We start from the raw sequence: 726 nt of genomic DNA on the forward strand, positions 1-726 counted from the left end.
GGGTCGGTGTGTTCGTTGTGGCGGCCGGGGCCGTAGAGGTAGGAGAGCAGGCCGTAAGTCCGGTCGCCTCGGGTGACGTTGGGGTTCATCTCGCGGTGCGGGGGCGGGTGCCGACGGTGTTCCAGCCGCACGCCTGGTCCTTCGAGGCGGTCGACGGTCCGATGGCCTCGCTCGCCCTCAACTGGGAGCGGTTCGGGGCGCGTTGGGCCCACCGGCTGGTGTGCGTGAGCGAAGGGGAGCGGGCCACCGGGGAGCGGGCCGGCATCACCGGGCCGTATCAGGTGATCCCCAACGGCATCGACACCGGCCGCTTCCACCCGGCCCCCGTGGACACCGACCCGGCCGCGCCCCTCGTGGTGTGCGTGGGGCGGCTGTGCCGGCAGAAGGGCCAGGACCTGCTGCTGACGGCCTGGGAGACGGTCGTCCGCGAGGTGCCCGGGGCGCGGCTGGTCCTCGTCGGGGACGGCCCCGATCGCGCTCGACTCGCCGCGCGGGCCCCGGAGTCGGTGACGTTCACCGGCGCCGTCGAGGACACCGTGCCCTGGTACCAGGCCGCCGATCTCGTCGTCCTGCCGTCCCGCTGGGAGGGCATGGCGCTCGCCCCGCTGGAGGCGATGGCGTGCGGGCGGCCCGTGGTGCTCGCCGAGGTGGACGGCGCCCGCGAGAGCCTGCCGCCCGGCCTCACCGACCGCTGTCTGGTGCCGCCCGGGGAGCCCGCCGCGCTGG

General features: G+C 75.5%; 1 protein-coding gene. It reads left to right on the forward strand.

Going from position 1 to position 726, the window contains the following annotated elements:
* On the forward strand, window positions 1-726 hold a 726-nt coding region (locus ACVNF4_RS36675), incomplete at both ends, for a glycosyltransferase (RefSeq protein WP_461807129.1).

The sequence above is a fragment of the Streptomyces sp. S6 genome, assembly GCF_054880855.1.